Below are 24,520 nucleotides of genomic sequence, written 5' to 3' on the forward strand. Positions count from 1 at the left end.
GGCGTTTGCGAGGGCAGTAAGCCCATTCGGACGAAGCTCATGGCCGGCGATCCCAACGCTCCGCATTTTCCGCGCTCGGCGCCGATCGATGCCTATGGCAAGGGCGGCTTCGCCTTTGCCAGCATGTCGCATCGGGGCTCGCTGCTCTGTCTGCCCGACGCGATCTGGGCTTGGGACGTGACCGACCCCGCGAAGATCGACCGCTACTCGCTGGATCGGGTGTTCACGGCGGCCAACAGCATCGACACGCTCCTGGTCGGCACTGGAACGGGGCTGTGGCTGCCGCCGCCGGAGCTGCGTCAGGCGCTCAAGGCGGTGAGGGTTGTACTGGACACGATGCAGACCGGCCCGGCCGTGCGCACCTACAACATCATGATCGGCGAACGGCGGCGGGTTGCCGCCGCGCTGATCGCCGTGCCATGAGCAACCCGGCGCCGCCTCCCGACTCCTTTGCTTTTTGCGCCGATCTCGTGCGCAGTCATGACTTTCCGCGCTACGCCGCGACCCTGTTTGCACCGGCCGCCGAGCGCCGCGCGTTACTGGCGATCTATGCCTTCAACGTCGAGATCGTTCGTGTCCGCGACCAGGTGAGCCAGCCCTTGCCCGGCGAGATCCGCCTGCAATGGTGGACCGACATGCTGTCGGGCCACGTCCATGGCAGCGCCGAGGGCAATCCGGTGGCGGCCGAGCTGCTTCGCGCGATTCGCGATTTCGACCTGCCGGTCGAGTCGCTGTCGCTGCTTGCCGAGGAGCATCAGTTCGATCTCTACAACGACCCGATGCCGACGATGGCCGCACTGGAAGGTTACCTCGCGGCGACCTCATCGGCGCTGTTCGCCCTGGCAGCGCAGGTGTTGGGACCGCCTTCGGAGGCGGCCGAGCATGTCGCCCGCCATGCCGGGCTGGCGCAGGGTATCGTGCAGGTCATAGCCAATCTGCCGCGCGATGCCGCGCACCGGCAATTGTTCGTGCCGCAGCAGGTGCTGGAGCAGCACGATTGCAGCATGGAGGACGTCTTCGCCGGCAAGGAAACACCCAATCTCCATGCGGTGCTTGAGCAACTGGCGGGTGAAGCCCGGCAGCATATGACCGCGGCTTCATCGCTGCTGGCGCAGCTGGCGCCGCCGTTGCGGCCGGCGTTTCTGCCGCTGCGCCAGGCGCAGGCCGATCTCGAGCGCCTGTCGCGCCCGGGACGCAATCCGTTTAGGTTGCAGCCGACCTCGCGGTTGCGCACGCTCTGGACGCTGTGGCGCGCCTCGCGATCGCGTGAATTTACCAAATAGACGCCGGCTTATCGCCTGGCCCGCCCAAATGCTCTATGCTGTCCTATGGCTGACATGTCCCAAAGCTCGTTCGATCTCAGCGGCCTTCCGGTCGCCCCTGAAGACATTCGCGCCGCCGCCACGACCATCCAAGGCGCCGTTGTCGAGACGCCCTGTAGCCACAGCCGGACGCTGAGCAGCATCTGCGGCTGCGACATCTGGCTCAAATTCGAGAACCTGCAGTTCACCTCCTCGTTCAAGGAGCGCGGCGCGCTCAACCGGCTTACCGCGCTGACGGCGGAGGAGCGCGCGCGGGGCGTGATCGCGATGTCCGCGGGCAACCACGCGCAAGGCGTTGCCTACCATGCCAAGCGGCTCGGCATTCCCGCCACCATCGTGATGCCGATCGGCACGCCCATGGTGAAGATCGAGAACACCCGGCATCACGGCGCCGAGGTGGTGGTCACGGGCGCGACGCTGGAGGAGGCGGCCGCCTTTGCGCGCAGCCACGGTGAAGCGCACGGCATGGTCTTCGTCCATCCTTACGACGATCCGCTCGTCATCGCCGGGCAGGGCACGATCGGGCTGGAAATGCTGAAGGCGGTCCCGAAGCTCGACACGCTGGTCGTCCCGATCGGCGGCGGCGGTTTGATCAGCGGGATTGCCATTGCCGCGAAGTCGATCAAGCCGTCGCTCAGGATACTGGGCGTCGAGGCCTGGCTCTATCCCTCGATGTACAACGCCATTCACGACGGCAATCTGCCGGCGCGCGGCGATACGCTCGCCGAGGGCATCGCGGTGAAATCACCGGGCAAGATCACCACCGAAATCGTTCGGCGCCTCGTCGACGATATTGCGCTCGTCAACGAAGCCGAGCTCGAGCGTGCAGTCGCGACCCTGATCTCGATCGAGAAGACCGTCGTCGAGGGCGCCGGCGCCGCCGGCCTCGCCGCGCTGATGTCCGATCCGTCCCGCTTTGCCGGCGAGAAGGTCGGCCTCGTGCTGAGCGGAGGCAATATCGACACGCGGCTGATCGCCTCCGTGCTCACCCGCGAGCTCGCGCGCGAGGGGCGGCTGACGCAATTGTCGCTCGATATCCCCGACAGGCCGGGGCAGCTCGCCGCGGTAGCGGCACTGCTGGCCGAAGCGGGTGCGAATATCATCGAGGTCTCACACCAGCGGACCTTCTCCGACCTGCCGGCCAAGGCGACGCTGCTGCAGCTTGTCATCGAGACCCGCGATGCCGCCCATCTCAACGAGGTGATGGCCAGGCTCAGCGCATCCGGACTGAGCGCGCGCTGCACCTGAGCACGCGCTAACGTGACGCCAAATCCGCGACGTGGTCGATCAGCCGGTCGATCTCGGCTTGGGTGTTGTAGTAGTGGGGGGAAGCTCGGACGAGCGGCGGCAGCTCGCGGTTCTCGGCATCGATGCGGGTACTCGACGGGTCTGAAGCGCCGATTGTGATGCCCGCCGCCGCGGCGCTGCTGACAATGGCCTCCGCTTCATATCCATCCAAAGTGAAGCTGACGATGGCGCCAGGCTTGCGGCCAAGGTCGTGAATAGTGATGCCGCGAATGGAAGCGAGGCCGCTGCGAAGGCGGCCCGCGAGCAGCCGGCAGCGCTCCTCGATGGCATCCATGCCGATGTCGAGCGCATAATCGACGGCAGCGCCGAGCCCAAGCCGGGCGGCGTAATTATTCTCCCATGTCTCGAAGCGGCGGGCATCGTCGCGGAGCCGATATTCATCGCGCGAGACCCAGGGCGCTGCAAAATGGTCGATCATCGGTGGCTCGAGCTGCTGCAGGAGCGCCCCGCGCACATAGAGAAAGCCGGTACCACGCGGTCCCCGCAGGAATTTGCGTCCCGTGGCCGACAGCATGTCGCAGCCGATGGCCTCGACGTCGACCTCCATCTGGCCGACCGCCTGGCAGGCATCGAGCAGATAGGGGATGCCGTGTGCTCGCGCAATTCTGCCGATGGCCGCTGCGGGATTGGTCAGCCCGCCATTGGTCGGAACCCAGGTGATGGCGATCAGCTTCACGCGTTCGTCGATCATACGTTCGAGTGCGCCGACATCGAACTCGCCCGTCGCATCGCTCGGCACCACATCGATGACCGCGCCTGTGCGTTTGGCGGCCTGAAGAAACGCAACATAGTTGGCGGCGTACTCCGCTTCGGCCGTCAGGATCCGGTCGCCCTCTCGAAATGAAAGCGAATAGAACGCCATCTGCCAGGCAACCGTCGCGTTCTCCACCAGGGCGATTTCATCCGGCGATGCGTTCAGGAGCCGGGCCACTGAGCCGTAAACGGCTTCGAGCCGATCTGACGCGCGATCGGCTGCGGCATAGCCGCCGATCTCGCTCTCGAGATCGATATGTCCCTTCATCGCCGCGACGACGGGCGCGGGCATGAGAGCCGCACCGGCATTGTGGAGATACGCGAGCCGGGAGGCAGCAGGCGTGTCGGCACGAATCTGGTTGATGTCGATCACGTCAGAGCCTCCATCTTCAGGTTCCTCGTAGACACAATGACGCACGCGAGCAAGCTCGGGCAAACGACTGTTCCAGCTGGAGCATGCAGATCGGGATGCCTATGCTGATCGGAAGCGCAATCTGGCACGGAATCACAGGGAATACCCAATGGCAAAGAACACGATCTGCCTCTGGTACGACAAGGATGCTGAAGCCGCGGCCCGCTTCTATGCCGAGACGTTTCCCGACAGCGCGGTGAGTGCGGTCCATCGCGCGCCCAGCGACTATCCGTCCGGCAAGGCAGGCGATGTCCTGACCGTCGAGTTCACGGTAGCCGGCGTTGCCTGTCTCGGTCTCAATGGCGGACCCGTCTTCAAGCACAACGAGGCCTTCTCGTTCCAGATCGCCACCGACGATCAGGCGGAGACCGATCGCTACTGGAACGCCATCGTCGGCAATGGCGGGCAGGAGAGTGCGTGCGGCTGGTGCAAGGACAGATGGGGAGTCTCCTGGCAGATCACGCCGCGGGTGCTGACCGAGGCGCTGGCCGCCGGTGGCACGGAGGCCAAGCGCGCCTTCGATGCGATGATGGGGATGACGAAGATCGACGTCGCCGCGATCGAAGCCGCGCGCCGCGGCTGAGACGGTCGCGCCTCAGATGCAGAGGCCGAGCAGCTTGACGTGACAGTTGCCGGACTTCGGCTTGCTCGCGGGCGGTACCTCGCGCTTCACCGCGACGACGGGCTCCTTGTCCTTTTTCTTGCCTTTGCCCTTCTCGTAGTCGCCGGCGATGACCATGGCCCAATAGGTGCGCTTGCCACTCGCATTCTTGGCGCTGGCAATGCCGACGCGGGAGGCATTGTGCAGCAACAGGTTCTTGCGGTGCCCGGAGGAGTCGATCCACTGGCCCAGCGTCTTGTCGAAACTGTCGTAGCCGTAGGCGATGTTCTCTGCGGCGCGGCCCGCGCCGGCCGGTGCGACGCGGCGATTGAATGGGCCGAGTGTGTCGTGGCTGAGGTCGTCCTTCGCCGCCATCGCGCGGGCCTGATCCATGGCGATGCGATCGAGGGTGGCGTCGCGCACGACGCGGGCCTCACCATGCTTGAGACGGAAGCTGGAGATCAGCTCCGCCGGTGAGTCGGCCAGCGCAGGCGCCCCTGCCAGCAGCACAAGGCCGGCGATCGTTCCGCCAACCATACGATGCATCATCGTCCCCCGAGCGCCCATGATCTCTGCCAACCCTTCCTGATCCAAGCGCTTCTCGATCGCCATTGTGGAGGCTTCAAGGCGCAGATTCCGCGCTAGCTCGTCGGGAGCTTCGCCTCGAAATTGAAGCGGTCGCGCAGGTTCTTGCGCTGCTCCAGGATATCCTTGAGGAAGGCGCGATCCTGCTCGTTCTTCATCATCGGCTCGATCAGGTCGAGCTGGTTCATGGCGACCAGTTGCAGGACCTCGATGCGTGGCTTGCCGCTGGCGTTGCGTGGCAGGGCGTGCACGACCTGGATGTGCTCGGGCGGCTTCGGTCCCTTGGAGGCGGCAAGCTCGCTGCGGAGCTGGCCCTCGAGCGCGGCCTGATCGGCTTCGACGAAGGCGTAAAGCCCGACACCGGAGCGACGGTCGGCAAAGGCGACGATGGCGGCGTCGCGCACGGCGGGATTCCGGCGGATCAGCTCGGCCAGCACCGGCGCGTCGTTGACGAGCCGGCGGCCGCCGCCCTCGCGATCGGTGAAGTTGAACAGGCCGCGGGTGATGGCGCGATAGACCTTCTTGCCGGTGGCGAGCCACAGGCTCGCGGCGAACGACTTCCTCGCCAGGATCTTTCGCTCTCGCGGCGTCAGCGCCTCGGGCGCGTAGGAGCGCTTGTGCTTGAGCAGATGCCGGAGGTCCTCATAGGCGAGGATGCGATAGAGCCGGCCGCGGCGCTTGAAGCACGCGGCGAGCTGGAAGTCGGTGACATAGGCGCGGCCGTCGCGGCCGACAAGCCAGTTCTGCTCCTTGGCGAGATCGTTGTGGCAGATGCCGGCGCGGCGCAGCCGACGCAGTGCGGCCTTGGCGGAGCGGAAATAGGCGACATCGCCATGGGGCTTTGCCAGGTGCAGCGCGACGCCGTCGACGAAGCCGCGCACCAGAGCGCGGCGCCCGGCCCAGAGCAGCTCGGGGCCGACGTCGAGGCCTTTGGCCCGCACCAGGGCCTGCTTCTCGCGGGCGAACAGGTGGCGTGCCAGCAGAAACGACCACCATGGCACCTCGTCGAGCCGGCGCAGCACCGCGTCGATCTCGCCGCTTTCGCTGCGGAAACGGCCGCGCTCGACGGTCGAGAACACGTCGCGCTTGAGCATCACGCCTTCGGTCCAGCGCGCCGACAGCTCTGCCGCGTCGTCTTTGGGCAAGCTCATTGCAAACTCACGCGGCGGCGGCAATGCGCAGGTGATCGGCGATCCAGCGATCGAGATCGGCGAGCGCCCGTGCGCTCAGCGCCTGCTTCTTGGCCACCGTCTTCTCGTTGCCGCGCAGCCGCGTGCCGTCGGGCTTCTTCGTTGGCACGCTCGTGAGCGGTGGAAACAGGCCGAAATTGATGTTCATCGGCTGGAACGAGCGCGTGCCCGGCTCGATGGTCTCGATATGGCCGCCGGTGATGTGACCGAGCAGCGATCCCAGTGCGGTCGTAGCCGGCGGGCTGACAAGCGTCTCGCCGCGCGCTTCCGCGGCTGCATAGAGACCCGCGATCAAGCCGACGCTGGCGGATTCCACATAGCCTTCGCAGCCCGTCATCTGGCCGGCGAAGCGCAGCCGCGTCTGTGCGCGCAGCCGCAGCTGGCCGTCGAGCAGCTTCGGCGAGTTCAGGAAGGTGTTGCGATGCAGGCCGCCGAGGCGGGCGAATTCGGCGTTCTCCAACCCCGGAATGGTGCGGAAGATGCGCTGCTGCTCGCCATACTTCAGCTTGGTCTGGAAGCCGACGATGTTGTAGAGCGTGCCGAGCTTGTTGTCCTGGCGCAGTTGCACGATCGCGTACGGTTTCGTGGTGGGATCGTGCGGGTTGGTGAGGCCGACCGGCTTCATGGGACCATGGCGCAGCGTCTCGGGGCCACGTTCAGCCATCACCTCGATCGGCAGGCAGCCGTCGAAATAGGGCGTGTTGGTCTCCCATTCCTTGAACTCGGTCTTCTCGCCGGCGATCAGCGCGGCGACGAAGCCCTCATACTGCTCCTTGGTCATGGGGCAGTTGATGTAGTCGGCACCGTTGCCGCCGGGGCCGACCTTGTCGTAGCGCGATTGGAACCAGGCCACCGACATGTCGATGGATTCGCGGTGCACGATCGGCGCGATGGCGTCGAAGAAGGCGAGGGCGTTCTCGTCGGTCAGCTCGCGGATGGCGTCGGCCAGCGGCGCGGAGGTGAGGGGGCCGGTGGCGACGATGACGTTGCTCCACGCGGCCGGCGGCAGGCCCGCGATCTCGCCGCGCGCGATCTCGATCAGGGGATGATCGTTCAGCGCCTTGGTGACGGCTGCCGAGAAGCCGTCGCGATCGACCGCGAGTGCGCCGCCGGCGGGCACCTGGTTGGCGTCGGCCGCGCGCATGATCAGCGAGCCGAGGCGGCGCATCTCCGCATGCAGCAGGCCGACGGCGTTGTTGGCGGCGTCATCCGAGCGGAACGAGTTGGAGCAGACGAGCTCGGCAAGTCCGTCGGTGCGGTGCGCCTCGGTCATGCGGGTCGGCCGCATCTCGTGCAGCACCACGGGCACGCCGGACTTCGCAATCTGCCAGGCAGCTTCCGAACCGGCGAGGCCGGCACCGATCACGTGGACGAGGTTGGATTGGGGTCCTGTCATGGGGCGGACAGGTAGCGCTTTTCGGCGGAGAGTGGAATCGCCGAGATCGAGTTTTCTGCCATCAGATGCGACAACGCCCGCACGAGGCGGGCGCTATCGGTCCGTTCTAGTGAAGGGCTGAAGGATATCAGCCCTGATACTGACCGGCGGCAACGCGCGGGATGTCCGAGCGATCGAGGCCGATATCGGCCAATTCGCGATCGCTGAGCTGGGACAGCTCGGCAACATTGCGCTGATAGTCCCGGAAGGCCTGGATCATGCGGATGAGCGAGAGCAGCATTGGTAGTCTCCTGTAGTTCGATTCAGCCTTTGCTTGAGGCCTCATCGTTGAAATGAATATAGGTGAGAGTGGTGCAGTGCGAAAGTTCCGATGTTGCGATGCAGCTAAGCGCTATGCGCATGGCGTACGTAACGGATGATTAACCGGAAGGCGCTCCCGCCCAGAGCTTGGCCAAGGTCGTCCGGTGTCGGCGATAAGTGCCCGTGAAATAACGGGTTTATGTCAAAGATTGATCTGGGTCATCGCGGCAATAGGTTGCCTATAAGCGGCCAGCAAGTTCAACCCAGCAGCTTATAGACTCAAGTCATGCCTGCCTGATTCGCATAGGACGCGACGCTATTATATGAATATGGATTCACTTTAAGATCCATTGAATACCGAAAATGCGCCCATGAGCGATGCGCTGGCGCCGCTACAGGCTAGGCCCGCTTGCCGGGGTTCGGCAGCGGCGATTCGGCGCGCTTCGGCTGGGCTGAGATCTAAGGGGCGCGTGCGAGCTGTGCGGCAAAATAGGCCACGGTCTTGGAGTAGACCTCGCTCTTGTTCCACTGCTTGAGCACCTCAAAGTTCGGGCTGCCCGGCTGCCAGTCCTTGCCCTTCTGCCAGCCATAGCCGACCAGATAATTGGCCGTGGAGGCGAGCACGTCGGGCACGTTATGCAGAAGATCGCGCTTGCCGTTGCCGTCGAAGTCGATGGCATATTGCATCCAGGATGACGGCATGAACTGGGTCTGGCCGAGCTCGCCGGCCCAGGCGCCTTTCATGTCGCCAGGCGCAAGATCGCCGCGCTGGACGATGCGCAACGCATCCAACAGCTCGGCGCGAAACTGCTCGGAGCGACGGCAATCGTAAGCGAGCGTTGCAAGCGAGCGGATCGTTGCAAACTTTCCGGTGTTGACGCCGAAATCGGTCTCCAGGCCCCAGATCGCGACCAGGACTTCGCCCGGCACGCCATAGGCCTGCTCGATGCGCGACAGCACCGAGCCGTATTGCTTCATCCTGTTGGAGCCGCGCTCCAAGCGTGGCGGCACCATGCGGCCGGAGAACTCCTCGAAACTCTGGGTAAAGACCTTTTGCGAGCGGTCGCGGTTGAGCACGCTCTGGTCGAACGTGACGCCGGCAAGCCCGGCAGTGATGGTCTGCTGCGAGATGCCCTTCGCCGCAGCGTCGGTTTTGAAATCAGCCAGCCAAGCGTCGAAATTGCCCGAGTCGCAGGCAACCGCGGCGGGCGCTGGCTGGACTGAGAGAAGGGACGCGGAGACGGCCAAGGCTGCGAGAGCAAGACGAGAAATCGTCGGAGTCATCAGATGAAATGGATTTCCGTGAATTGACCTGACCGGCAGCATAATCTCGGCTGTAACCGCGGCCAAAGCAAGGCGTGCGGCCCTGTCTGAACCGGCCAGGGCCGCACGTCACGAGATTGTCAGACGTCAGTCCGATTGCGCCACGGGAAAAGGTTGGCCGGGAAGTCGGCGGCCGGCTTGCGCGCCCGATGCGGCGGAGGGGGGACCGGACGTGCGCCCGGATCGGACGCGATCACCTTGCGGTAAAGGTGCCACGTGGCGTGCCCGAGCAGCGGGACCACAACGGCGAGGCCGAGGAAGGCCGGGATCGTGCCAAGCGCGAGCAGCACCGCCACGATCAGGCCCCAGGCCGCCATCGGCACCGGGTTTTTCGCGACCACGCGCAGCGAGGTGCTCATCGCCTCGAATGCACCGGCATGGCGGTCCAGCATCAAGGGGAACGACACGGCACTGAGACAGAGCGCGGCGAGCGCGAACAGGAATCCGGTGCCGCAGCCAACCACGATCAGCCACCAGCCTTGCTGCGTCGTCAGCACGCGCATCATGAAGTCCGAGAATCCGGTGACGCCCTCGTAGCCGAACGCCGCGATATAGATCGCCTGCGCGGTCGCCACCCAGGTGACGAACAGGGCGAGCAGCAACGTACCGAGGCCGAGCATCGCGCCGAACGACGGCGATCGCAGCACCTCCATGGCATCCCAGGCGCTGGCCGGTTCATAGCGCTCGCGCCGGCTGGAAAGCTCGTAGAGCCCGAGCGCAGCGAAGGGCCCGATCAGCGCGAAGCCCGCGGCGAGCGGAAACAGCAGCGGCAGCACCGAATAGCCCATCACCACACGGGCGAGCACGAGGCCGAGCACCGGGTAGATCACGCAGAGGATGATGGCGTGGCTCGGAACGGCCTTGAAATCCTTCCAGCCCCGCCTGAGCGCGTCGTGCAGATCGGACAATTGTATGGTTCGGATCACCGGTCCAGCCTCATCCGTGGGCTGGGCCATCGTGGGGACATTGCCCTGGTAGAGTGTGGCCATGGTCGCTAGCTCCCTTGCCAAGCGGCTGCATCCGGCGCCGGCAAACGGCGCAAGCGGCCGCCCATTCTCTTGAAATCCCACGATCCCGACCAGACGCGAATTCCGGATGGCATCGCGAGCTGAACGGCAAGCATACTCCCAAGTCCGAGTCCTGTCCCTCACGCTTGGGTGAAATTTCGATGCCGCGACGCAATCAATGCGGCGTCATTCTGTCGTCATTTCGCCGCAGATAAGCTGATGCTGCTGTCCGTTCGCGCAACTTCGCGGGCGCGGCGCACCAACTTCGTCTATAAGTGCCACGCAAGGCCCTTCCAACGGATTCCTTTTCGGGGAGCAGACATGAGCATTTTCGGGAAAATCATCAGCGCGATCTTCGGCGGCCAGCCGGCCTCCGCTGAGCCGGCCGGTGGCGCCGCTTCGCCGGGCGCCCCCGCAGGGTCGGCAAGTCCTTCGGCGCCGGCCGCCGCACCCATGGCTGCGGTCGACGTGGCGGCGATCGTCGACAAGGCGGCCGCCGCGCACAAGGGCGAGAAGCTGGAATGGCGTACCTCCATCGTCGACCTCATGAAGGCGCTCGACATCGATTCCAGCCTCGCTGCGCGCAAGGATCTCGCCAAGGAGCTGGGCTACAGCGGCGACATGAACGACTCGGCGAGCATGAACGTCTGGCTGCACAAGCAGGTGATGTCCAAGCTCGCCGCTAATGGCGGCAAGCTGCCGCCGGAGATCAAGCACTGACCGGACCTGGGGTAGTGCCGCAGGGGCCCGCGATCGCCGCGGGCCCTTTTGCATTCAGGCGACCAGATCCGCATCCTCCGGATGCCGATCGAGATAGTCGACGACGAAGCCGCAGCCGGCGATCACCTTCTTGCCGTCGCGCCGGATCAGGTCGAGCGCGCCCTTGACCAGCTCGGAGCCGATGCCGCGCCCGCGCAACGCGCGCGGCGTCTCGTGTGGGTGATGATTACGGCCGACGGCGTCAGCCGGTAATTGGCGAAGGCGATGTCGTCGCCGACATCGAGCTCGAAGCGGCACCTGTCCTTGTTGTCGCGTACCGAAGCCGCCATGCGGGGTCCCTCCGAACTGCAGGTGCCTCCTGATCTAGGAGGCTGACACGGCCCTTGCCAAGGTGGGACCAGGGGAGATTGGCGCAGATGAGATATCTGCAAATGCGTGCCGCCCTGACCGCACTGCGGTATGGCCATGGCGCCCGGCGAGCATGGTCCCGCGGCTCCGCAAATAATTCCCGATACCGCTCTTGCAAGCCGGAGTTCGGTTCCCACGTCCTAGAAAGGACATACGCCCGAATGCGGCCGGCAGGGTCGCCAGATATTCGGAGTGTCATGATCGCCAGCCGCAGACGTATGCCTCTTTTGCAGGAGGGTACGATGTCGGACTCTGGTTTCTTGAATACTCATCGAACATGGGAAGACTGGTGTGGGATGCTGCTGGGTGCGGTGATCGTGGCCTCGCCGTGGTTCCCGATCCAGGATCAGGCGATCTCCGGTCACCAGACGGCCATCCTGAACACGGTCGCGATCGGTCTCGTCGTATTTGGCATCAGCCAGCTCGAATATGTCGCCTTGCAGCGCTGGCAGGAGGTGATGACGATCCTGGCCGGACTGTGGCTCATCGCCTCGCCATACGTGATCGGCTATTCCGGTGAGGGATTTCTCCGCATCTATCACACGACCCTCGGTGCGGTGGTAGTGCTGCTCGGCATTCTCCAGCTGTGGCAGGACTGGGATATGAATGACCAGGACTTGCTCAAGCACGGACAATAGACCGTAAGTTACGGCAGGCCCGCCGGCCACGAACGGCGGGCCTGTGCACTCACCGTGTCACGAGATCCGCATAGTCCGGGTGCTTGTCGATCCACGCCTTCACGAACGGGCATTGCGGGATCAGCTTCAATCCCTCGGCGCGGACCTGGTCGAGCGCGCCTTGCACCAGCTTCGAGCCAATGCCCTTGCCGCCAAGCTCCTTCGGCACGTCGGTGTGCTCGAAGGTGATGACACCGCCGTCGAGCCGGTAGTGCTCGGTCGCAAGATGACCCTCCACGTCGAGCTCATAGCGGTGATGGGCCTTGTTGTTGATGACGTCGCTCATATCATTGCCTTGCAGCTGCCGGCCTCGCGCACGAGATCGTAACGCACGGTCCGGCCGGGGTTTCCAATCCGAAGCTGTTCCGTTCAATCGGTCGCTTTGGCGAGCCTGGAATCTTCGGCCTGCGGCTGCGGGCGGAGGCAGCCCTGGCAGATGACCAGGGAGCGGTTGACTCTGGCGTCCTGTTCGGCCTCGATGCCATCCTGCGCCTGCCACCGTTCCTTCGAATGGGGCTGAGCGTCGGCTTGCAACCTGTTGCGCTCGGAGCGGCTGGAGGTTCGTGTCGGCTGCGAGGCGGCGCGGGGCCGGTTGGGATCCTCGCCGGCGCCATCCCAGGCATAACGCGCAGGCTTGACGGCGAGATCGGATGCCAGATGCGCTTGCGGAGTCGCGGCACATCCGGCGAGCGCCAGTGACAACAGAAGGAGGGCAGGCGCTTTGACCATGATACGGCACTCTGTACGCGAGAACTGAGCGAGGTTGCGTCGATCATGTTTAAGATTCCCTGAACGATATCGTTTGTGGTTGCGACCAACGCCAATGCGATATCTGATCCTCCTGCTCAGCTTGCTCGTGACCGGCGCGGGTGCCGACGACGCAAAGCCGTTCAATCCGGCCGATTATCCGCCCGGCGTGCAGAAGGCTGTGCGCTTTGCCAATGAGGAATGCGAGAGCCAGCAAGGCGGCGAGGTGACCTTCGCGCATGATACGGTGCGCAGGATCGACCTGACCGGCGATGGCCGCGAGGACTACATCGTCGATTTCCAGGACACCAAATGCGGCGATCGCGAGACGACCTATTGCGGAACCGGCGGTTGCGTCATGAAGATCCTGGTGACGCTGCCGGACGGCGGCGTGCGCGAGGTGTTCGACGGATACGTGCTCCGCTATAAGATCATGGCCCCGCCGGTGAAGCGCGGCGCCGCGCGCACCATCCGCTTCGATCTGCATGGCAGTTTCTGCGGCGGCTTTGGTCCGCAAGCCTGCTGGAAGACCAAGGCCATCACGGCGACGCCTTTTGCGTTCAAGCAGTAGGCCAAGTCCGCGGCAGCCGGCCTTGCAGGGCCGCTGGCGATGGCGATAAATGGGCTGCAATGAACGGACGGCTTGCGTGCCGCCCGTCGTCGAAGAGGAAGCCCGATGCAGCCCCTGCGCATGTCCCGCCGCGTCATGAATCTCGCCTATATGCTGACCCAGAATGCGCGGCGGCATGGCGCGCGTCCCGGCTTCGTCTGGGGGGACAAGTCCTGGACCTGGCGCGAGATCGATGCGCAGGTCTCCGCCCTGGCCGCGGCGCTCGCCGCGCGGGGCATAGCCAAGGGCGACCGCATCCTCGTCCATTCCAAGAATGGCGATGAGATGTTTGTCTCGATGTTCGCCGCGTTTCGGCTCGGCGCGGTCTGGGTGCCCACCAATTTCCGTCTGATGCCGGATGAGGTCAGCTATCTCGCGCAGGCCTCCGGCGCCAAGGCGTTCCTGTGCCATGTCGATTTCCCCGAGCACGCCGCGGCGGTGAAGGACGGTGCGCTGGAGTTCACCTGGAGCGTCGACGGCAAGGCCGCGTTCGGCGAGCGCTCGGTGGCCGATGCGATCGCCTTGCACGCGGGCGCCGTTGTGGAGAATGTCGCCGTCGAGCATGACGATCCCTGCTGGTTCTTCTTCACCTCCGGCACCACTGGACGCTCCAAGGCGGCCGTGCTCACCCACGGCCAGATGGGATTCGTCGTTACCAATCATCTCGCCGATCTGACGCCCGGCACGACCGAGCAGGATGCCTCGCTGGTGGTGGCACCGTTGTCGCACGGCGCCGGCGTGCACCAATTGATGCAGACCGCGCGCGGCGCGCGCACCGTGCTGCTGCCGACCGAGAAATTCGACATCAACGAGGCGTTCCGCCTGATCGAGGCGCATCGCGTCAGCAATCTCTTCACCGTGCCGACCATCCTGAAGATGATGGTCGAGCATCCCGCCGCCGGCAAATACGACCATTCCTCGCTGCGCTACGTGATCTATGCGGGCGCGCCGATGTATCGCGAGGACCAGAAGGCGGCGTTGAAGAAGCTCGGCAAGGTGATCGTGCAGTATTTTGGCCTCGGTGAGGTCACCGGCAACATCACCGTGCTGCCGGCGGCGCTGCACGACCCGGAGGACGGCCCGCACGCCAGGATCGGCACCTGCGGCTTCGAGCGCACCGGCATGCAGGTGTCGATTCAGGACGATGAGGGCCGCGAGCTCAAAGCCAACCAGAGCGGCGAGATCTGCGTGATCGGGCCTGCCGTATTCGCCGGCTATTACAACAACCCCGAAGCCAATGCGAAGGCGTTCCGCAATGGCTGGTTCCGCACCGGCGACCTCGGCCACATGGACGAGGAGGGTTTTGTGTACATCACAGGACGTGCGTCGGACATGTACATCTCCGGCGGCTCCAATATCTATCCGCGCGAGATCGAGGAGAAGATCCTGACCCATCCCGGGATTGGCGAGGTCGCCGTGCTGGGCGTGCCCGACGCGACCTGGGGCGAGGTCGGCGTCGCCGTCTGCGTCGTCCGAGAAGGCGCGAAGGCGGTGACCGAAGCGGAGATGGCGGCGTTCTTGTCGCCGAAAGTGCCGCGCTACAAGATGCCGAAGCGCTTCTTCTTCTGGGACGCGCTGCCGAAATCGGGCTACGGCAAGGTGCCGAAGCGCATGGTGCGCGACGAGCTCGAGGCGCGCGGGCTGCTCGACCTCGACAAGGCGAGCTGAGCGCACCAGATGCGGAGCATCAAGCAGCCGGGCGCGCCGCTTCCCGAACGCATTCAATGGGTGGAGGCGAGGGGACGCGCTTTCTCGTTCACACTTCAGGCCGGTCTGCCGCTGCTGGAGGCCGCGCGGCGCGGCTTTGCGTCGGAGGGCTTCGCCGGCGGCGTGCTGAACTTCCGCCGCGGCGCGCTCGGGCCGTTCGCCTATGTCATGCCGGCGCTGTCGAAGACCGGTGAGAATGCGGCGTTCTACAGCGATACATTCCGGCCCGCCGGCGTGACGCGTTTGAGGCTCGGCAGCATGACGCTCGGCACGCGCGACGGTGCGCCCTTCTTTCATTGCCACGGACTGTGGACGGAGGCTGACGGCAAGACGAGCGGCGGCCACATGATGCCGGACGAGACCGTCGTCGCCGAGCCGTTCGAGGTCGAGGCCTTCGGTCTGAACGGTGCGGTGTTCACGGCCGAGCCTGATGCGGAGACCAACTTCAAGCTGTTCGGACCGGTCGCGGCTGCAAGCAGCGGCGTGCGCACGACGAGCCGCGCCTTCGCGCTCCGCCTGCGCCCGAACCAGGATTTTGCCGGCGCACTCGAAGCGTTCTGCCGCACGAACGGCATCGCCCGCGCGAAGATCCATGGCGGCGTCGGATCGACCATCGGCGCGCGCTTCAGCCATGGCGGCGTGACCGAGCCGTTTGCGACGGAGCTGGCAATCACGGCAGGGACAATCGCGCCCGGCGCCTCCGGCGCGCTGGAAGCTGCGCTCGATGTCGCCCTGATCGACTATACCGGCGGCGTTGCGGAGGGGCGTCTGATCCGTGGCAACAATCCGGTGCTGATGACGATGGAGCTGGTGCTGGAGGCAGGGGACTAGCTCGTGAGCCGCGACGGGGTGGGTGCAAGATAGCGCTTCTGCAATCCGAATGTTCCGGTTATGTTCCGTTGTGGTGGGGGCAGCGGCAGGAAGCCATGGCACGAAGAGGCAATCGAACGATCAACCTGCCAGCCCCGTATCTGAAGCGGGTATGGCTCGACCCGTCGCAGGTTCGCGACCGCGAGGCCTATCCGTTTTGCCTGCCCATCTTTCCTGATGATTTCGAGCTTAGCTTCGATAGCCCCATCACCATCATCGTTGGAGAGAACGGCACCGGGAAGTCGACCATCCTCGAAGGCATCGCAGCGCTCGCCGGATATGACGATGCCGGAGGCGGCAAGGGCTACAAGCCGGTCGATCATTCCGAAGCGCGCGAGGAGATGGGCGGCCAACTCTCCAAGGCGCTGCGCGCAAGCTGGCTGCCGAAGATCACCAACGGCTGGTTCTTTCGTGCGGAGAGCTTTTTCTCGGTCGCGCGATATCTGGACAAGGCTGCGCGCGACGCCGGCCAGGTCGGTCCCGATTTCTTGTCGCACTCCCATGGCGAAGGTTTTCTGCGCTTCTTCGAGGAGCGTTGCCAGCGCCAGGGCATCTTCATCTTCGACGAGCCGGAATCGGCGCTGTCGCCGGCGCGCCAGATCGAATTCCTCAAGCTACTGCGGCGCATGGAAGACTCCCGCATGTGCCAGGTCATCATGGCAACGCATTCGCCGATGCTCATGGCCTATCCCAACGCGCGGCTGCTGCGGCTCGGCAAATACGGCCTCGAGCCTGTCACGGTGGAGCAGACCGACCATTACCGGTTGATGCGTGAGTTTTGTGTCGATCCGCGCGGGTTCGTGGAGGCAACGCTGGGGGAGTAAGTGAGGGAATCCCCTAACACCAGCTCTCTCTGTCGTCGTTGCGAGCGCAGCGAAGCAATCCAGAATCTTTCCGCGGCAGCAGTCTGGATTGCTTCGCTGCGCTCGCAATGACGGAGTGTGGAGCAGCAGTGCGCCAACTCCCGTGTCCTGGTCAAGCTGCAACGCGTGAACGTTGCGGCGCGGAGCCGGGACCCAGGAGCCGCAGCATCGCGGATGCATGGGCCCCGGCTCTGCAGCGCACCGCCGAAGGGGCGCTGCGCTGCGTCCGGGGCACGAGAGCTCGAATTTATCTCGCATTGCTACCCGCATACGCGCGGCTTCACATCCTCGCGGCAGAGTCCGCCCGAGCTTTGCTGCATTCGTCACCCTCAAAAATGCCGAGGGCGCAGGGAAGGCCGGGTGCCGGCTGGCACCCGCGGTCCACTGTGCGAAGCGTGTGCTTGAAAAAGCTGCACAGCGGCATACAGGTGAAGCCAAACATCCGGCCTTCCCTGCGCAGTGGGTTGACGGCTTATGTCGTGCTCTCCCCGGGGAGCGATGCACTATTGCCCCCGTCGCCTTGCGGATGACTGACGGTGCGGGCCCGGTCGGCCCGCAACGTCACCGCAAGCCTTGGCGCACAGACCCCGGGCGCCAGGACCACACGATTTTGCCGTACGCAGACTGCGCCCGTCGTGTGCGCGCCTCGCCTGCTCACGGAGTGATCCGCCCTGCAAACCGCCAGCGCGCGACGCTGCCTGCGTCCACCACCTCCCATCCCGCGTTCGTGACGATCGCGATGCGCCCCTCGGCCCGGGTTTTGGTAGGCGCAACATGCGATAATTCCGAATTCGAGTAAAGCGAATTATTTCGACTTGGCATGATTGACCCCGGTCTGGTGTTTTACCCGTCCGCTAACCCAATCAATGGTGTGCATTGGCTTTGCCACCGCCGTGCCACGAACGGGTCTCCCCATGGCCCAAAAATGCGCTAGCATGACCTCAGCGCGCGTTCCAAGTCGCGCAGATTGAGAAACGAGGAAACGAGATGAGGATGAGAAGCGGACCGGCGATCGCCGGGGTGGCGGCGCTGGCGGTGGCGGGGATGGCTCTGATGACCGCCTTCGAGCCGGTCTGGGCCCATGGGCCGACGCGGCAGAAGGTGCGGGAATCCATCGAGATCAACGCGGCCCCCGCCAAGGTGTGGGCGGTGATCGGCAATTTCCAGGACATGAGCTGGCTTCAGCCGGTCACCAAGACCGAAGGCGAGAAGGGCAACGAGATCGGCGCCACGCGCAAGCTGACCCTGACGGGCGGCGGGACGGTCGAGGAGGAGCTCTACAAATACGAGCCCGACATGCAGAGCTATTCGTACCGGATCACCAAGGTCGACGTGAAGGTGCTGCCTGTGACCAATTATTCCTCGACCCTGACGGTCTCGCCCGCGCCTGATGGCAAGGCCAAGCTGGAATGGGCCGGCGCGTTCTATCGCGGCTATCCCAACAACGACCCGCCGCCGGAGCTGAGCGACGAGGCCGCGATCAAGGCCGTGAGCGGGCTGTACAAGGCCGGGCTCGAGGCGCTCAAGAAGAAGATCGAGAGCGGCAGCTGATCGTGCGAGCGCTGGTTCTGGCGGCGCTCGCCGCCAGCCTTTGTTACGCCGGCTTTGGAAGCGCGCGCGCCGACGAGGCGTTCGTCACCAACCAGCTCAGCGAAGATCTGATGGTGGTGGATCTCGCTGGCGCGCGAGGCGTTGCGACCATCCCAATCGGCGGTAAGCCGGCCGGCGTCGCCGTCAGCGCCGACGGGCGCTTTGCCTATGTCACGAGCCCGGATGCCAAGGCGGTGACGGTGGTCGACGCTGCCACGCGGCAGGTCGCCGGCCGCGTCGAGGTCGGCGGCGGGCCGCTCGGCATTGCCGTGGCGCCCGATGGCAAGACGGTCTATGTCGCCGATTGGTACGCGGCCGCGGTGCGGGTGATCGATACGGCCTCGCGCAGCGTTGTCGCCAGCATCGCGGTCGGCGCCTCGCCGTCGGGTCTTGCGGTGACGCCCGACGGCAAGCTGCTGCTCTCGGCGGACCGCGACGACGACAGCGTCTCGGTGGTGGAAACGGCAACGCGCCAACGCAAGGCCGTGATCAAGGTCGGCACCCGCCCGTTCGGCGTCACCATCGATGCCGAGGGCAAGCGCGCCTACACCGCCAATGTCGGCTCCGACGATGTCTCCGTGATCGATATCGCGGAAGGCCGCGAGATCGGCCGCGTGCCGGTCGGCATGCGCCCATATGCGGTGGCGCTGACGCTAGGCCGAGGCTTCGTCACCGACCAATATGGCGGCACCGTCAGCGTGTTCGACCTGGCGAGCCACAAGCCGGTCAAGCGCATCCATGTCGGCGACTATCCCGAAGGCATTGCGGCGACTGCCGACGGCAAGCGCGTCATTGTCGCCTGCTGGGAAAGCAACACGCTAAGTATCATCGACGCGGCCGAGCTCAAGGTGATCGGCGAGATCAAGACCGGCGACGGCCCAAGGGCGTTCGGGGCGTTCCTGCGCAGGACGGAGTAGTTCGTCACAACCCGTGGCCGCTTGCTCCGGCCGGCCGAATTCCAGCGGCCATTCCGCCAGAGCTCAATTGACGTTCTGCGCTTCCAAGATCGTGTTCTCCGGCGCGCCCCGGTCGGTCCAGTCCGGCGGCAGCCCGATTCTTTCTCCGGCCAGGCCTGCCAATCCTGGCGCCCGGCCGAATGTTTCGCAGATCGCTTCCTTGGGCGCACCACCGAGAGAGGCGCTCAATCTGTCGACGGACGGCGGCGCGGGGACCTTCCCGAACGGACTCTCCGCGGCAACGAGAAACCTCCCGAAATCGCTTCCGAAAGCCTCGGCCAAATCATAGGCATCCCCATCGCTCGATACACGCGGAGCGCTGGTGAAGGAGTTCGCTCCGCGCGCCCAGATCATGGCCGCCTGTTGGTTGCCGGTGCGGTCACGGGCCTCGGCCTCGACGGACAGGCTCCCCAGTCCGATCGGAAGCCGCGGCACCGGAATGGGCACGCCGGGAGCAACGATGGACGGCACGACGCTCGCGACCTTGGAGACGCCGGCTGCCGCCGCATCGGTCGGCGCAATCTGTGTGATGACGGCGCGAACATTCAAGTCCGCAGCCTCCGTGGGAGCTACGATCCGGAAGCGCTCGCTGAGCGCAAGACACATCGCTCTGTTGATTGCGTTCTTGATCAGCCTGCGCTGCTGCGGCGTGAACGGCTGGCTGGCTGCGGTCGCCGTGAACGCGGTCGGCTCGATGCGAGCGGTCTTCGCGGCGAGAACATCAGCCTTGCTGATCCGGAGCTGCGACTTGGTCAAGAGACCATCGGACGGCGTGAGATCGTCGTAGGAGGCCAGCGACCCCGCTCGTTCCAGCGGAGCCGCCGCGCAACCGGCGGCCATCGAGCTCAAGACCGCAACTGCGAGCCACCTCATGGCGAGGGAACGAGACCGGTCGCCACTCCCTGGGCCACGCGCCGGGACTGCGCGACGGGCAGGGGAGAAGGTGCGGCGCCCGGCGCCGAGGCGAGCATGGGCTGCCAGGTCACGTTCCAGCGCGCCAGCGTGGCACCGTTGCAATCGAAAACCAGGTCGAGAAAGGCCAGGGTGAGCTCGGCCGTCGCGAGCTTCACCTTCGGGTTGAGCGCCGGACCACCGGTGAACGAACGATCGGTGAAGATGCTGTGCGAGCCGCCTTCGAACACGGCAAGCAGCTTGCGCGGTGTGGCAATGGCGTTGAAGACCTCCAGCCGGTCGGCAGCGGGTGAGTAATATCCGGGGATCTGGATGACGTCCTTCGTCGCCGTCACGTGCAGGGTTGGAACGGTGATCCTGCTCAACACCGAGGCAAGATCGGGTTCGCCATAGAATGGAGGGGCCGAAATGACAATGGCGGCGGCAAAGCGCGGGTCGCGCGCCTCGACCCACTTGCCGTCGCGCATCACGCGGGCGCCAACCGCAACAAGCGCCGTGTTCGCCCCATAGGAATGCCCCGCCGCCATGATGCGCCGGCGGTCTACGTGGGCACCATGGGGACTCGACAGCATGCGATCCAGGGCAAAGCGCAGATCCAGGGCTCGCGCCAGCGCCTCGCTCTCGTGAGCGGCACGCTGCAGGCGGTCCACGACGGCGAGGGGATTGCCCGCCCAGAGCGAGGAATCGCTGCCGGCATGCTGAACATGCAGGCTGGCGACGCCGCGGGCCGACCAATATCGCCCCAGATAGCTGTAGCCCCGGCGAGAGCCGCCGAGCCCATGGGAGAACACGATGAGCGGCACGCGCGATCCCGGCGCAACATCCGCCGGCCAGTGCAGGCGCGCCGGAACGGGCCGCGAACGCGCCGGATCGACCCAGTCGAAGTCGACGACCGCGGGGGGCGCGGACTGCGCCCGGGCTGGAGGCGCGGCGAGCGTGGCCGTGACGGCGATCGCCAGCAGCGCGGCACCGAACCGCCGTCGGGTCAGGCTTGTCGCTCCGCTCGCAGCGTCCGCGCCATTCGCGTGCGCGGATCGCACATGCCGAGAGGAAGTGTCGCTCAACCCGTTCACCATGAAGGCACCTTGTATGAAGTCGCACCGAGTGTAATCGACGTATTGCACTTAGTGTAATTTTGCAAACTGGTCGATTTCATGGCAAAACAGGTCATGAAAAGTTCATCCCGGAAGGAGGAAGGCCTGCGCGAGCGGAAGCGGCGCGAAACGCTGCATCGTATCGCCGAGCAGGGCCTTAAACTGTTTCTGACCAGGGGCTATGATGCCACCACGCTCGACGCGATCGCGGAGGCGGCGGGGATCTCGCGGCGGACGTTCTTCTACTACTTCAAGTCCAAGGAAGAGATCCTCCTGGCGTGGCAGGATGGTGGTTTCAGCGAGACCTTGCGTGCCGCCGTGCTCGAGCAAACGACCAAGCAGTCGCCGCTCGATGCCGCAAGGAACGGCCTGCTGGAGCTGACAGCCCGCTTCCCGGTCGATTACAAGCAAACAAAAGTGATCGAGCGCCTGATGTCCGCGAACGAGTCGCTTCGCATCCGGCAGCAGGCGAAATACGTCGAGAAGGAAGCTGCCGTGTTCGCGGCGCTGTCCCAGATGTGGCCGCAGCCGCATCGGCAGGCTGCGCTGCGCGTGGTCGCCATGATGTCGGTCGGAGCCTTGCGGCTTGCGATGGACAGTTGGAATCGCGACCAGGGCAAGCGGCCCTTGGCCGTCTACGTGAAAGAGGCTTTTGCGTGCCTGAACCGGGAGATCGGAGCGGGAGCCTCGCGCAAGGCTGCCGGTCGATCCGGCGAGTGAGTGAGGGCCGGCCCGGGCTCTCGATGGAAAAGCAATACGGCCGCGCGGTGGTGTTAAGCCCGCATCGGAGCTGTGACGCCGATCAGCGCCGGCGCGATGTCACGGATGTGCTCGAACACATGGTCGGGCCGAAGCGCCGTTAGCGCCGCCGGTGCCGCATAGCCCCAGCACACCGCGCCGCAGGCGATCCCGACCGCCCGCGCCGCGTCGATGTCGCGGACCTCGTCGCCGATCGAGATCACCCTGCTAGGCGCGACGCCGGCGCGGCGGATGACCCGGCGGAATTTCGCGGCCTTGCCGAACAGCGACGCTGCGCAGTCGAAATGCGAGAACAGCGCTGCGGCGTCCCCGAGCTTCTCGCGCGCATTGGCCTCGCTGTCGGACGTCACCAGCGCCAGCTGCACGCCGTTCTCGGCCAGCGTTCGCAGCATCGTCTCGACGTCTGCGAACAGCGAAATCTCGGAAGCCGCCTCCGCCTTCAGCCGCCGCGCATGCCGCGCGATCGCCGGCAGCTTCCACATGGGCACTTCGAGCTTGGCGAGTATCTCGCGCGACGAGGCGTGGCGCAGCTCCTCGACATCCTCGTCCTTTACGCGGCGAAAGCCGAAGCGGTCCGCGACGTCGTTGATGGTGCGCAGGAACCACGGGAAGCTGTCGGCGAGGGTACCGTCGAGATCGAATATGGCGAGGGAATAGGGCATGGGGCCGGATTTTGAGCTCGCTGACAAGCGTGAGGTCGCCTGCTGATATTCGTGGAGTTCGAGGACAGCCATGCGACACGAGCGGATCGAAATCAACCCTGCGATCGGCCGTTACGTCGTGGTCGACGGGGTTCGATTCCGATCTCGACCCCTGTAGCTCCCTCACCGCAACTTACGAACATCGACATTGATGTCGAGATCGATATTCGTCACGCAGGTCTGGGTGCTCCTATGCGAGCCGCCTTCATGCCAGCGGCCATCCCGCGCCCGGGCACCACTGACATTGGCCAGCTTCAGGCAGCGCCATTGCGGCAGCGCCTGCTGCTTTCGCCTGCAAACTGCCAGGCCAGCACGGCTTCGTCACCGGACTTGTCGGTGCCGATGATATGCGGACAGAGCTCGCGACGGCGACCCTCGTAGACGCAAGTCACCTGTTGCTCGGCGAGGATCGCGTTCCGAAATAGCGTATAGGTTCGACTGGCTCATTGCTCCCTCCAGATCGATCATCTGGCCTTGCCAACCACTTGAGTGTAGTGATGCGGGACTGGAAGGGTAACCATGCCGATCAATGACACCCAGCTCAGCAAATTTCTGAGCCTGGTCCTGCGCCACCAGCCGGAAACGATCGGGTTGGTGCTGGATTCGCACGGGTGGGCCAGCATCGACGACCTGATCGCCAAGGCAAATGCCGCCGGCACAAAGTTTGGCCGCGATGATCTGCTGCGCGTCGTCGCAGAGAGCGACAAGAAGCGTTTCTCGCTATCCCCTGGAACTGATCGCATTCGCGCCGCGCAAGGACATTCCGTCTCGGTTGAACTTGGCTTGGCGCCGCAGGAGCCGCCGTCGATCCTGTATCATGGCACGGCGACACGGTTTGTCGAGGCGATCCTGTCCGAGGGCCTGAAGCCGCAGGCGCGCCAGCAGGTGCATCTGTCCTCCGATGAGGCAACTGCGCAGCGTGTCGGTCAGCGCCACGGCAAGCCGCACATCTTCAAGGTCGATGCCGGCAGCATGCATGCCAAGGGATTCAAGTTTTTTCGCGCAGAGAACGGTGTGTGGCTGACCGACCATGTGCCGCCGGAGTTCCTGGCGTAGCTTACGTCCTGGATTTCCAAACGGTCTCCTCGGTCCAGCCGAGTTCGGCGAATTCGGCGGCTCGCAGCGGCGCTTCGCCTTCCGCGAAGAACTCGTCGAGCTGCGGGGGCGCGACATCCGTTTCGCACAGCATGGCATGCGCCTGTCCGCGATGATGAACTTGATGCTGGAAGAGATGCATGAGCAGCCGGTCGCAGCGCTCGGTTTGAACGCTCGTATCGCGGTTGATCCGGACGAAGGCGTCGAGCCGTTCAGTTGTCAGCGCATCGCAGATCGCAATCAGGCGGTTGTCCATTGCGGCCTGGGCAGCTTTGAGCTCGGCTAACGAGGGGTACGGCACCTCGTTCTTCCAGGCTGCCGGTCCGAGCCAGCCCCCTTCAAGCGCATCGATGTAGAAGAAGTCGATGATGTAGATGTGGTTCAGCGTACGCTGCAGGCTTGGAAAGAAGCCGGTGCGGGGGGCTTCGAATTCAGATTGGGATAGCGCAGCGCAGGCGGCGAGCAGGCGATGGTTCGCCCAAGCGTTGTTGTGGGCGAAGGCGCGGTAGGTTTGTACGAGTCCAGCGGACATGTCGGTTCTTTCCCGATCGAATAGTGGCTGATTACGCTCCGCTAATCCGCCCTACAGCCCTGTGGCTTCGATGCAGCGCAAT

General features: G+C 64.8%; 27 protein-coding genes and 1 pseudogene. 14 read left to right on the top strand and 14 right to left on the bottom strand.

Translation table 11 applies throughout. The features are described from left to right. Window positions 1-39: 39 nt before the first annotated feature. Genes I6F21_RS29085 through I6F21_RS29095 form a run of 3 tightly spaced genes read left to right on the top strand, consistent with a single transcriptional unit; the run spans window position 40 to window position 2,570 of the window. Window positions 40-423 carry an MTH938/NDUFAF3 family protein gene (locus I6F21_RS29085; RefSeq protein ID WP_225139988.1) on the top strand — a complete coding sequence of 128 codons (384 nt, stop codon included), beginning with the start codon at window positions 40-42 and terminating at the stop codon, window positions 421-423. Beyond that, window positions 420-1,283, top strand: a complete 864-nt coding sequence (locus I6F21_RS29090; RefSeq protein ID WP_225139987.1) for a phytoene/squalene synthase family protein — start codon at window positions 420-422, stop codon at window positions 1,281-1,283. The genes I6F21_RS29085 and I6F21_RS29090 overlap by 4 nt, the downstream gene beginning before the upstream one ends. Before the next feature lie 45 nt (window positions 1,284-1,328). Then, the gene (locus I6F21_RS29095; RefSeq protein ID WP_225139986.1) at window positions 1,329-2,570 is read left to right on the top strand and encodes a threonine ammonia-lyase; all 1,242 of its coding nucleotides are present in this window, start codon (window positions 1,329-1,331) and stop codon (window positions 2,568-2,570) included. A gap of 7 nt (window positions 2,571-2,577) precedes the next feature. Here the strand turns inward: I6F21_RS29095 and I6F21_RS29100 are convergent, their stop codons facing one another. Then, window positions 2,578-3,756: an aminotransferase class V-fold PLP-dependent enzyme gene (locus I6F21_RS29100; protein ID WP_036028214.1), complete on the bottom strand. Its 1,179-nt coding sequence runs from the start codon at window positions 3,754-3,756 to the stop codon at window positions 2,578-2,580. 148 nt (window positions 3,757-3,904) lie between these two features. Between I6F21_RS29100 and I6F21_RS29105 the strand changes: the two genes are divergently transcribed. Next, window positions 3,905-4,378, top strand: a complete 474-nt coding sequence (locus I6F21_RS29105; protein WP_008547150.1) for a VOC family protein — start codon at window positions 3,905-3,907, stop codon at window positions 4,376-4,378. A 12-nt stretch (window positions 4,379-4,390) separates the two neighbouring features. Here the strand turns inward: I6F21_RS29105 and I6F21_RS29110 are convergent, their stop codons facing one another. The 6 genes from I6F21_RS29110 to I6F21_RS29135 all read right to left on the bottom strand — a co-directional run bounded on the left by I6F21_RS29110 (window position 4,391) and on the right by I6F21_RS29135 (window position 10,179). Then, window positions 4,391-4,942: a CAP domain-containing protein gene (locus I6F21_RS29110; RefSeq protein ID WP_036028219.1), complete on the bottom strand. Its 552-nt coding sequence runs from the start codon at window positions 4,940-4,942 to the stop codon at window positions 4,391-4,393. Window positions 4,943-5,037: 95 nt separating this feature from the next. Next, window positions 5,038-6,132 (bottom strand): serine/threonine protein kinase, encoded by a 1,095-nt coding sequence (locus tag I6F21_RS29115; protein ID WP_109145786.1) that lies wholly within the window; start codon window positions 6,130-6,132, stop codon window positions 5,038-5,040. A gap of 7 nt (window positions 6,133-6,139) precedes the next feature. After that, a complete protein-coding gene (gene trmFO, locus I6F21_RS29120) occupies window positions 6,140-7,567 on the bottom strand; it encodes a methylenetetrahydrofolate--tRNA-(uracil(54)-C(5))-methyltransferase (FADH(2)-oxidizing) TrmFO (RefSeq protein WP_225143464.1) in 1,428 nt (475 codons plus the stop codon). A gap of 127 nt (window positions 7,568-7,694) precedes the next feature. Further along, window positions 7,695-7,847: a DUF1127 domain-containing protein gene (locus tag I6F21_RS29125; protein ID WP_007590701.1), complete on the bottom strand. Its 153-nt coding sequence runs from the start codon at window positions 7,845-7,847 to the stop codon at window positions 7,695-7,697. 479 nt (window positions 7,848-8,326) lie between these two features. After that, a complete protein-coding gene (locus I6F21_RS29130; RefSeq protein WP_225139984.1) occupies window positions 8,327-9,151 on the bottom strand; it encodes a lytic murein transglycosylase in 825 nt (274 codons plus the stop codon). A gap of 119 nt (window positions 9,152-9,270) precedes the next feature. Beyond that, on the bottom strand, window positions 9,271-10,179 hold the full coding sequence (locus I6F21_RS29135) for a DUF2189 domain-containing protein (RefSeq protein WP_225139983.1): 909 nt from the start codon (window positions 10,177-10,179) through the stop codon (window positions 9,271-9,273). Between the two features lie 339 nt (window positions 10,180-10,518). Between I6F21_RS29135 and I6F21_RS29140 the strand changes: the two genes are divergently transcribed. Next, window positions 10,519-10,917 (top strand): DUF3597 domain-containing protein, encoded by a 399-nt coding sequence (locus I6F21_RS29140; RefSeq protein WP_225133683.1) that lies wholly within the window; start codon window positions 10,519-10,521, stop codon window positions 10,915-10,917. Between the two features lie 54 nt (window positions 10,918-10,971). On the opposite strand, the pseudogene I6F21_RS29145 reads toward I6F21_RS29140, so the two are convergent. Continuing rightward, window positions 10,972-11,246: pseudogene (locus I6F21_RS29145) on the bottom strand (GNAT family N-acetyltransferase). A gap of 276 nt (window positions 11,247-11,522) precedes the next feature. Here I6F21_RS29145 and I6F21_RS29150 point away from each other — a divergent pair. Next, on the top strand, window positions 11,523-11,963 hold the full coding sequence (locus tag I6F21_RS29150) for an SPW repeat protein (RefSeq protein ID WP_346656599.1): 441 nt from the start codon (window positions 11,523-11,525) through the stop codon (window positions 11,961-11,963). 49 nt (window positions 11,964-12,012) lie between these two features. On the opposite strand, the gene I6F21_RS29155 is transcribed toward I6F21_RS29150, so the two are convergent. Next, window positions 12,013-12,288 carry a GNAT family N-acetyltransferase gene (locus I6F21_RS29155; protein ID WP_225133681.1) on the bottom strand — a complete coding sequence of 92 codons (276 nt, stop codon included), beginning with the start codon at window positions 12,286-12,288 and terminating at the stop codon, window positions 12,013-12,015. 83 nt (window positions 12,289-12,371) lie between these two features. Further along, window positions 12,372-12,731, bottom strand: coding sequence for a hypothetical protein (locus I6F21_RS29160; protein ID WP_036012720.1), 360 nt, complete (start codon window positions 12,729-12,731; stop codon window positions 12,372-12,374). A 94-nt stretch (window positions 12,732-12,825) separates the two neighbouring features. Here I6F21_RS29160 and I6F21_RS29165 point away from each other — a divergent pair, with 94 nt between their 5' ends. The 6 genes from I6F21_RS29165 to I6F21_RS29190 all read left to right on the top strand — a co-directional run bounded on the left by I6F21_RS29165 (window position 12,826) and on the right by I6F21_RS29190 (window position 19,306). Continuing rightward, window positions 12,826-13,320 (top strand): hypothetical protein, encoded by a 495-nt coding sequence (locus tag I6F21_RS29165; RefSeq protein WP_225139981.1) that lies wholly within the window; start codon window positions 12,826-12,828, stop codon window positions 13,318-13,320. 105 nt (window positions 13,321-13,425) lie between these two features. Further along, window positions 13,426-15,027 (top strand): acyl-CoA synthetase, encoded by a 1,602-nt coding sequence (locus I6F21_RS29170; protein ID WP_225139980.1) that lies wholly within the window; start codon window positions 13,426-13,428, stop codon window positions 15,025-15,027. Window positions 15,028-15,036: 9 nt separating this feature from the next. Then, entirely contained in the window at window positions 15,037-15,897 is an 861-nt protein-coding gene (locus I6F21_RS29175; protein ID WP_225139979.1) for a DUF296 domain-containing protein, read from the top strand. A gap of 95 nt (window positions 15,898-15,992) precedes the next feature. Further along, window positions 15,993-16,760, top strand: a complete 768-nt coding sequence (locus tag I6F21_RS29180; RefSeq protein ID WP_225139978.1) for an AAA family ATPase — start codon at window positions 15,993-15,995, stop codon at window positions 16,758-16,760. A 1,026-nt stretch (window positions 16,761-17,786) separates the two neighbouring features. Beyond that, window positions 17,787-18,350 (top strand): SRPBCC family protein, encoded by a 564-nt coding sequence (locus I6F21_RS29185; RefSeq protein ID WP_036044199.1) that lies wholly within the window; start codon window positions 17,787-17,789, stop codon window positions 18,348-18,350. 2 nt (window positions 18,351-18,352) lie between these two features. Further along, window positions 18,353-19,306: a cytochrome D1 domain-containing protein gene (locus tag I6F21_RS29190; RefSeq protein ID WP_225139977.1), complete on the top strand. Its 954-nt coding sequence runs from the start codon at window positions 18,353-18,355 to the stop codon at window positions 19,304-19,306. Window positions 19,307-19,369: 63 nt separating this feature from the next. On the opposite strand, the gene I6F21_RS29195 is transcribed toward I6F21_RS29190, so the two are convergent. Together I6F21_RS29195 and I6F21_RS29200 are read right to left on the bottom strand one after the other, a co-directional pair. Beyond that, window positions 19,370-20,185: a DUF3313 domain-containing protein gene (locus tag I6F21_RS29195; protein WP_346656739.1), complete on the bottom strand. Its 816-nt coding sequence runs from the start codon at window positions 20,183-20,185 to the stop codon at window positions 19,370-19,372. 29 nt (window positions 20,186-20,214) lie between these two features. After that, complete coding sequence (locus tag I6F21_RS29200) at window positions 20,215-21,321, bottom strand: acetylhydrolase (RefSeq protein ID WP_225139975.1); 1,107 nt, start codon at window positions 21,319-21,321, stop codon at window positions 20,215-20,217. A gap of 105 nt (window positions 21,322-21,426) precedes the next feature. Between I6F21_RS29200 and I6F21_RS29205 the strand changes: the two genes are divergently transcribed. After that, entirely contained in the window at window positions 21,427-22,071 is a 645-nt protein-coding gene (locus tag I6F21_RS29205) for a TetR/AcrR family transcriptional regulator (protein WP_036028176.1), read from the top strand. A gap of 53 nt (window positions 22,072-22,124) precedes the next feature. Here I6F21_RS29205 and I6F21_RS29210 read toward each other — a convergent pair whose 3' ends face one another. Next, entirely contained in the window at window positions 22,125-22,772 is a 648-nt protein-coding gene (locus I6F21_RS29210; protein WP_036012680.1) for an HAD-IA family hydrolase, read from the bottom strand. A gap of 558 nt (window positions 22,773-23,330) precedes the next feature. On the opposite strand from I6F21_RS29210, the gene I6F21_RS29215 reads away from it, so the two are divergent. Further along, a complete protein-coding gene (locus I6F21_RS29215) occupies window positions 23,331-23,867 on the top strand; it encodes an RNA 2'-phosphotransferase (protein ID WP_036028168.1) in 537 nt (178 codons plus the stop codon). Between the two features lies 1 nt (window position 23,868). On the opposite strand, the gene I6F21_RS29220 is transcribed toward I6F21_RS29215, so the two are convergent. Beyond that, the gene (locus I6F21_RS29220) at window positions 23,869-24,438 is read right to left on the bottom strand and encodes a DinB family protein (RefSeq protein ID WP_225125297.1); all 570 of its coding nucleotides are present in this window, start codon (window positions 24,436-24,438) and stop codon (window positions 23,869-23,871) included. Window positions 24,439-24,520 lie beyond the last annotated feature (82 nt).

Origin of the sequence: Bradyrhizobium sp. NBAIM03 (assembly GCF_020194055.1) — a bacterium.
Classification (GTDB): domain Bacteria; phylum Pseudomonadota; class Alphaproteobacteria; order Rhizobiales; family Xanthobacteraceae; genus Bradyrhizobium; species Bradyrhizobium yuanmingense.